This window comes from Frankia sp. AiPs1, from assembly GCF_023716945.1.
Classification (GTDB): Bacteria; Actinomycetota; Actinomycetes; order Frankiales; family Frankiaceae; genus Frankia.
Genome location: NZ_JAMQQF010000293.1, coordinates 1 through 7218, shown reverse-complemented (window position 1 = coordinate 7218; position 7218 = coordinate 1). Strand labels below are relative to the sequence as shown.

4 protein-coding genes and 3 pseudogenes are annotated in these 7218 nt (G+C 75.1%); 4 read left to right on the top strand and 3 right to left on the bottom strand.

All coding sequences use genetic code 11. From position 1 onward, the window contains the following. Window positions 1-219: 219 nt before the first annotated feature. The 3 genes and pseudogenes from mltG to ND748_RS21005 all read right to left on the bottom strand — a co-directional run. Window positions 220-1758 carry an endolytic transglycosylase MltG gene (mltG, locus tag ND748_RS21015; RefSeq protein WP_251747704.1) on the bottom strand — a complete coding sequence of 513 codons (1539 nt, stop codon included), beginning with the start codon at window positions 1756-1758 and terminating at the stop codon, window positions 220-222. A gap of 155 nt (window positions 1759-1913) precedes the next feature. Continuing rightward, a pseudogene (gene ruvX / locus ND748_RS21010) lies at window positions 1914-2453 on the bottom strand (Holliday junction resolvase RuvX); the annotation flags it as partial. 16 nt (window positions 2454-2469) lie between these two features. Beyond that, window positions 2470-2808: pseudogene (locus ND748_RS21005) on the bottom strand (DHHA1 domain-containing protein); the annotation flags it as partial. On the opposite strand from ND748_RS21005, the pseudogene hypF reads away from it, so the two are divergent. The 4 genes and pseudogenes from hypF to ND748_RS20985 form a co-directional block, all read left to right on the top strand. Then, window positions 2728-5034: pseudogene (gene hypF, locus ND748_RS21000) on the top strand (carbamoyltransferase HypF); the annotation flags it as partial. The pseudogenes ND748_RS21005 and hypF overlap by 81 nt on opposite strands. A 4-nt stretch (window positions 5035-5038) precedes the next feature. Further along, window positions 5039-5305: a HypC/HybG/HupF family hydrogenase formation chaperone gene (locus ND748_RS20995; protein ID WP_251747703.1), complete on the top strand. Its 267-nt coding sequence runs from the start codon at window positions 5039-5041 to the stop codon at window positions 5303-5305. After that, on the top strand, window positions 5302-6447 hold the full coding sequence (gene hypD / locus ND748_RS20990) for a hydrogenase formation protein HypD (RefSeq protein ID WP_251747702.1): 1146 nt from the start codon (window positions 5302-5304) through the stop codon (window positions 6445-6447). Before ND748_RS20995 ends, hypD begins: the two co-directional genes overlap by 4 nt. Beyond that, the coding region (locus tag ND748_RS20985; protein ID WP_251747701.1) for an AIR synthase related protein at window positions 6444-7218 on the top strand (775 nt) is incomplete at its 3' end. The genes hypD and ND748_RS20985, both read left to right, overlap by 4 nt.

Below are 7218 nucleotides of genomic sequence, written 5' to 3'. Positions count from 1 at the left end.
CTGCGCCGCCGGCCGCGCGTCCACGCCGCCGTTTCCCCCGCCACCGTTTCCCCCGCCACCACCGCCGGTCAGGCCGCCCGCCGCGCCTACGCCGCCCAGTTGGATCTCCCGCACCACGTGGCCTCCCGCCTGGTCAGGGGCGTCCGGACCCGGCCGAACGCGCCGGATCGCCCGCCGCCGCCCGTGTTCACACCTGTCGGTCGCCCGGCCGGGGCTCCGTTACTCCCTGCCGCCCTCGGCGCGGTACTGCGCCCGCGCCTCGGCCCACTCCGCATCGGTCGTGGCGAAACGCGTCACCTTGCTCTGCGGCATGGAAACGAAATACAACCATGACCCGGCGGCAGGTTCCAGGGCGGACTTCAGCGCCCAGATCCCCGGGTTGGAGATCGCGCCCGGGGGCAGGCCGACCGCCGACCGAGTGTTGTACGGATTCGCCTTGTTGAGCTGGTCCTTCGTCAGCGGGCCCTCGTACTCGTCCTCGGCGTAGCGGGTGGTGGAGTCCATGTCGAGGCGACGGAAACGCCCGCTGGTGTCACCGAGCCGGTTGTAGATCACCCGGGCGACCTTCGGGCCCTCGCCGGCGTTCGCGACCTCCTTCTCGACGATCGAGGCGATGGTCACGATGTCGGCCGGCTTGACCCCCACGGCGGTGGCCTTGGCCTCCAGGTCGATCGACGCCGCCTCCTTCTTGAAGCGGGTGACGAAGGAGGTCAGCAGCTGCAGGGGGGTGGACCCGGGCACCAGGTCGTACGTCGACGGGAAGAGGTAGCCCTCCAGGGTCGGCGCGTAGGACGGCAGGCCGAGCTGGGCGGGATTGCGGGCGATCGCCTCCAGGTCGCTCAACGGCAGGCCGAGCCGCTGGTGCAGGCCGTTGAGCACCTGATGGACGGTCATGCCCTCCTTGATGACGAACTTGAACGGCGCGGAGGACGCCGGATCGAGCAGCGCGGCGAGCGCCGCCTCGGCGCTCATCCGGCTGCGCAGGCGGTACGTGCCCGGCTGGATGCCCAGCGACTTGGGATTGGCGGAGGCGGCCTTGACGAACGCCGAGACGGACGCGGTCACGTCCGCGTCGTGCAGCTCCATGGCGATCTGGCGGGCGGAGGCGCCGTCGGGGACCTGGATCACCGCGATGCCGTCGCCCGAGCCGGCGTAGTCGGCGCTGGTGGAGCCGCCGCCGGAGACCCGGCCGATGACCTTGCCGATACCGAAGATGGCGACGCCCAGCAGGGCGGCGACGACGAGGAGGACGGCGATCAGCTTCGGCAGCGCCCGGCCGCGGCGTTCGTCGGCGCCGTCGTCGTCCCAGCCGCCGCCCCAGTCCTCGGCGTCGTCCGCCGGCGGGTACCCGCCGGCGGAGTGGCGATCACGCCGGCGATCGCCGCCGCGGCGGTCGCGGCGGGCGCCGTCCCCGGCCTCGTGCGGGGGCAGGTCGTCCGCGTAGTCGTCGGGATAGCCCTCGTCGGCATAGCCGTCGTCGGCGTACCCGTCGCCGACATACCCGTCCTCGGCGTACCCCTCGCCGACATACCCGTCCTCGGCGTACCCCTCGTCGGCATACCCGTCCTCGGGATACCCGTCGGGCTGCCTGCCTGCGGGGCCTCGCTCACCCGGGGCACGCTCGCCCGGAGCACGATCAACAGAGGCCCGGTCGGCCGGTCGGCGGTCGGCGGCTCGGCGGTCGGCGGATCCGGCGGAGCGGCGGCCACGGCGATAGGGATCCTCGTCGAGCATCTCGTCGAGGTTGCCGCCCGTCACCTCGCATCCTGAGAAGGGGCCTCCGCGGAAGGGGCCTCCGCGGAAGGGGCCTCCGCGGAAGGGGCCTCCGCGGAAGGGGCCTCCGCGAGAGGGGCCTCCGCGAGAGGGGCCTCTGTGAAAGGGGCCTGCGCGCCACGGGCTCCCGCGGACGAGACCCCCGCGGATCCGGCCACGCCGGGCGCGCCGCCCCGGGGGCGGCTGTCCAGGTCGTGCTGCAGGATCTGCACGGCTGCCTCCTGATCCACGAGACTGCGGCGGGCGCGGGAACGAACGCCACGCTCGGCCATTCTGCGATGAGCCGCAACCGTGGTGAGCCGTTCGTCCACGAACCGCACGGGGACAGGGGCGATCCGCTCGGCGAGTACCTCGACGTACCGCCGGACAAGCTGGACCGCCCGTCCCTCCTGCCCCGACATCTGCCTGGGCAGGCCCACCACGACCTCTACAGCCTGCCTGTCTCGCACGATCTGGACAAGCTGCTCGATGTCCGCATTATGGCGCCTATCTCGCGCCAGGGTCGTGACGGGGACCGCGAGGACACCGCCGGGGTCGCTGGCGGCCACCCCGACCCGCACGGAACCGACGTCGACGCCGACGCGCACCCCGACGCCGACGCGCCCCACGTCGCCGGCCTGCACCTGCTCGGGCCGGGAAGCTGAGCCGGCGTCACCGGGGCCGGTCTCCGGCCCGCTCACCGGTTCCGCCGGACGGTCATCGGGACGCGAGCTCGGCCACCAGCCCACGCAGTTTCGCGAAGACGGCCGGGACCATCTCGGGGTTCCCGCCGCCGCCCTGGGCGATGTCGGGCTTGCCGCCGCCCTTGCCACCCAGGTTCGCCCACGAGTTGCGGACCAGGTCGCCGGCGCGCAGCCCCGCCGATCGAGCGCCCTCGTCGGTGACCACGACGATCGAGGAGCCGTCGGCCTTGACGACGGCGACGACCGCGGGCCGCCCCGCCAGCCGGCCGCGCACGTCCATCGCCAGCAGGCGCACGTCGTCGGGCGCGGTGCCGGCGGGCACCTCGGCGGTGACGACGGCGACGCCGCCGACGTGGCCGAGTTTCTCCGCCGGTTGGCGCCGTCCGCGCCGCCCCTCGCCCGCGTCGACCAGATCACGGTGACCGACGTCCCTGGCCCCCGCCACCCGGGCGGGGGCGGGTTCCGGATCGCGGCGAGCACGGCCGCGCCCGGCGCGCGGACCCTGGTGCCGCCGGACACGGCGGTGTGCGCGGACTGCCTGCGCGAGCTGTTCGACCCGGCGGACCGGCGCCACCGCCACCCGTTCATCACGTGCACGAACTGCGGCCCCCGGTTCACGATCATCGAGGCGTTGCCGTACGACCGGGCGGCGACGACGATGGCCCGGTTCCCGATGTGCGGACGGTGCGCCGCCGAGTACGCCGACCCCGCCGACCGCCGCTTCCACGCCGAGCCCATCGCCTGCCCGGACTGCGGACCGCGGCTGTCGTTCAGCCCGGCGCACGGGCCGACGGTGACCGGTACCGACGCGGCGCTCGCGGCCGCCCAGCGGGCCCTGGCCGCCGGCGCGGTCGTGGCGGTCAAGGGCATCGGCGGCTACCACCTGGCCTGCCGAGCCGAGGACGACGAGGCCCTGGCCCGGCTGCGCGGACGCAAGAACCGACCGGACCAGCCGTTCGCCGTGATGGCCCGCGACCTGGCCACGGCCGCCCAGGTGGGAGCCGTCTGCGCGACGGTGGCGGCGCTGCTGGGCGGGCCGGCCGCGCCGATCGTGCTCACCGGCCGCGCCCCGGGGGCGCCGTTGTCGCCCCTGGTCGCGCCGGGCAGCCCGCTCGTCGGGCTGCTGCTGCCGTACACGCCGGTCCACCATCTGCTGTTCGCGCCGGCTCCCGGCGGTGGCCCGCCACCGCGCCTGCTCGTGATGACCAGCGCCAACCACTCCGGCGAGCCGATCTGTTTCGACGACGGCGAGGCCCGCACCCGCCTGGCCGGACTCGCCGACGCCTTCCTCACCCACGACCGGCCGATCCTGGCGCCGTGCGACGACTCGGTGCTGCGCTGCGACGGCGAGCAGGTCGTCCCGCTGCGCCGCGCCCGCGGCCACGTCCCGCTGCCGGTGGATCTCCCCCGCCCGGTCGGGCCGGTGCTCGCCGCCGGCGGTGAACTGCGGAACACGCTCTGCCTGACGACCGGGCGCCGCGCCATCCTGTCCCAGCATCACGGGGACCTGGGCAGCCTCGCGGCCATGGCGGCGTTCGAGCGGTCCGGGACGCGGCTGGCACGCCTGTACGGCGTCGAACCCGAAGCCTTCGCAGCCGACCCCCATCCCGGCTACGCCACCCGGGCCTGGGCGCAGCGGACCGCCGGCGCCGACCGCCCGCTCCGACTCGTGCAGCACCACCACGCGCACGTGGCGGCGCTGCTCGCCGAGCATGGCCGGCTCGGCGAGCCCATCATCGGCGTCGCCTTCGACGGCACCGGCTACGGCGGCGACGGCACGATCTGGGGTGGCGAGGTGCTCCTCGTCGGCTCCGACGTCACCCGCGCCGAACGCGTCGCCCACCTGCGTCCGATCCCGCTGCCCGGCGGCGACGCCGCAGTGCGCAACCCCTGCCGGGTGGCGCTGGCCCACCTGGCCGCGGCGGGACTGGCCTGGTCCGCCGAGCTGGCCCCGGTGCGAGCCTGCTCCGCCGCCGAACTGAGCACCCTGCGCACCGCCCTGGAGCGGGGCCTGGCCTGCACGCCCAGCAGCAGCATGGGTCGGCTGTTCGACGCGGTGGCGGCGCTGCTCGGGGTGCGCCAGCGGATCACCTACGCCGCGCAGGCCGCCGTCGAGCTGGAGGCCCTCGCCGCCGAGGCCCTCGCCGCCGAGAGACCCGACGTCGGTGGGCCCGTCGCGGCCGTCGCCGGCGGACGGCCGCTTGCCTTCGGGCTGGCGGACGGCGTCCTGGAGCCGGCGCCGGTGCTCGCGGCCCTCGTCGACGGCCTGCGGGCGGGGGTGGCGGCGGGTGCGCTGGCCGGGGCGTTCCATCTCGCCGTCGCGGACGCGGTGACCCGCGTCGCCGAGGTGGCGCGGCGGCGGTACGGCGTCGGCCTGGTCGGGTTGACCGGCGGGGTCTTCGCCAACGTCGTGCTGCTTCGGGCCTGCCGGGCGCGGCTGGCCGCCGCCGGTTTCGACGTGCTCGTTCATCAGGTCGTGCCAGCGGGCGACGGCGGGCTGGCACTCGGCCAGGCCGCCGTGGCGGCGCTGGCCGACGACCAGGATCCGGCGCCGGTCGCCGGCGGGAAAGGAAGGTGACGCGATGTGCCTGGGGATACCCGGCCGGATCACCGAGATCTGGGATGACCGCGGCACCCGGATGGCGCTCGTCGACTTCGGCGGCGTCACCAGGACGGTGTGCCTGGCCTACCTGCCCGACGTCACCGTCGGGCAGTACACGATCATCCATGCCGGTTTCGCGTTGACGAGAGTGGACGAGGAGGCGGCCCGCCAGACACTGGCGATGTTCCGCGACCTCGGGCTGCTCGACGCCGAGCTTGGCGCGGCCGAAGTCGAGGCGAGCCGGTGAAGTACCTGACGGAGTTCCGCGACCCGGAACTGGCCCGGTGGCTGCTGGACGCGATCGCCGCCACCGCGAGCCGGCGCTGGACGCTGATGGAGGTCTGCGGCGGCCAGACGCACGCGATCATCCGGCACGGGCTCGACCAGCTCCTCGCCGACCAGGTCGAGTTCATCCACGGGCCCGGCTGCCCGGTCTGCGTGACGCCGCTGGAGATGATCGACCGGGCGCTGGCGATCGCCGCCCGCCCGGACGTGATCTTCTGTTCGTTCGGGGACATGCTGCGGGTGCCGGGCAGCGCCACGGACCTGTTCACCGTGAAGGCCCGCGGCGGGGACGTCCGGGTGGTGTACTCGCCGCTGGACGCCGTCCACCTCGCCGAGGCGCATCCCGACCGGCAGGTCGTGTTCTTCGCGGTCGGCTTCGAGACGACCGCACCGGCCAACGCGCTGGCGGCGGTGACGGCGCGGCGCCGCCGGCTGGCGAACTTCTCGATGCTCGTCAGCCACGTGCTGGTTCCGCCGGCGATGAGCGCGGTCGCCACCGCCCCGGGCAATCGGGTGGAGGCGTTCCTGGCCGCCGGCCACGTGTGCACGGTGATGGGCACCGAGCAGTACGAGCCGCTGGTCGCCGCGCACCGGCTGCCGATCGTCGTCACCGGGTTCGAGCCCCTGGACCTGCTCGACGGGGTGCGCCACGCCATCGCGCAGCTCGAGGCCGGCCGGGCCGAGCTCGCCAACGCCTACCAGCGGGCGGTGCAGCCCGACGGCAACCCGGCCGCCCGGGCGATCCTGGCCGAGGTGTTCACGGTGTGCGACCGGGCCTGGCGGGGCATCGGGACGATCCCGGACTCCGGCTGGCGGCTCGCGGACGCGTGGCGCGACCTCGACGCGGAGATCCGCTTCGACGTCGGCGGCCTCACCGTCGCCGAACCGGCGGCGTGCCGCAGCGGCGCGGTGCTGCAGGGGCTGCTGCGACCGCCGGACTGTGCGGCGTTCGGCACGTCCTGCACGCCACGCCGCCCGCTGGGGGCGACGATGGTCTCGGCGGAGGGCGCCTGCGCCGCCTACTTCCAGTACCGGCGCCTCGCCCCGGCCGGCGCCACCCACGTCCCGGATTCCGCCGGGCCGGCAGCGGCGGTGGAGGCATGACCGACCTGGTGGACATGACCGACTGGGCCTGCCCAGTCCCGCTGCGTGACTATCAGCGGGTCGTGCTGGGCCACGGCGGCGGCGGCGTACTGACCAGCGAACTCGTCGAGCACCTGTTCCTGCCGGCGTTCGCCGCCGGCGGGTCGGCAGCGCAACGCGACCCGTCCTCGGCGCTGCTGGCCGCGGCGCTGGCGGACACCGGGCTCGCGGACGCGGCGTTGGCGGACGCGGCGGTCCTGGCCGTCGGCGGGATCAGGCTGGCGTTCACGACGGACTCCTACGTCGTGCGGCCGCTGTTCTTCCCCGGCGGTTCGATCGGCGAGCTCGCCGTCCACGGCACCGTCAACGACCTGGCCTGCCGCGGCGCGGTCCCGCTGGCGTTGTCGGCCGGGTTCATCCTGGAGGAGGGGCTGGAGCTCGCCGTCCTCGGCCGGGTGGCGCAGGCGATGGGCCGCGCCGCCGCCGCGGCGGGGGTGCGGCTGGCCACCGGTGACACCAAGGTCGTCGAGCGCGGCCTCGCCGACGGCCTGTACGTCAACACCAGCGGCCTCGGGATCGTCCCGGCCGGGGTGGACGTCCGGCCCGACCGGGCGGCGCCCGGGGACCGGATCATCGTCTCCGGACCGGTCGGCGAGCACGGGATCGCGGTGCTCAGCAGGCGCGAGGGGCTGGAGTTCGGCGGGGACGTCCGCTCCGACACCGCGGCGCTGCACGGGCTGGTGGCCGCCATGCTGGCCGCGACCGTCCCCGGCGTGCACGCGCTGCGCGACC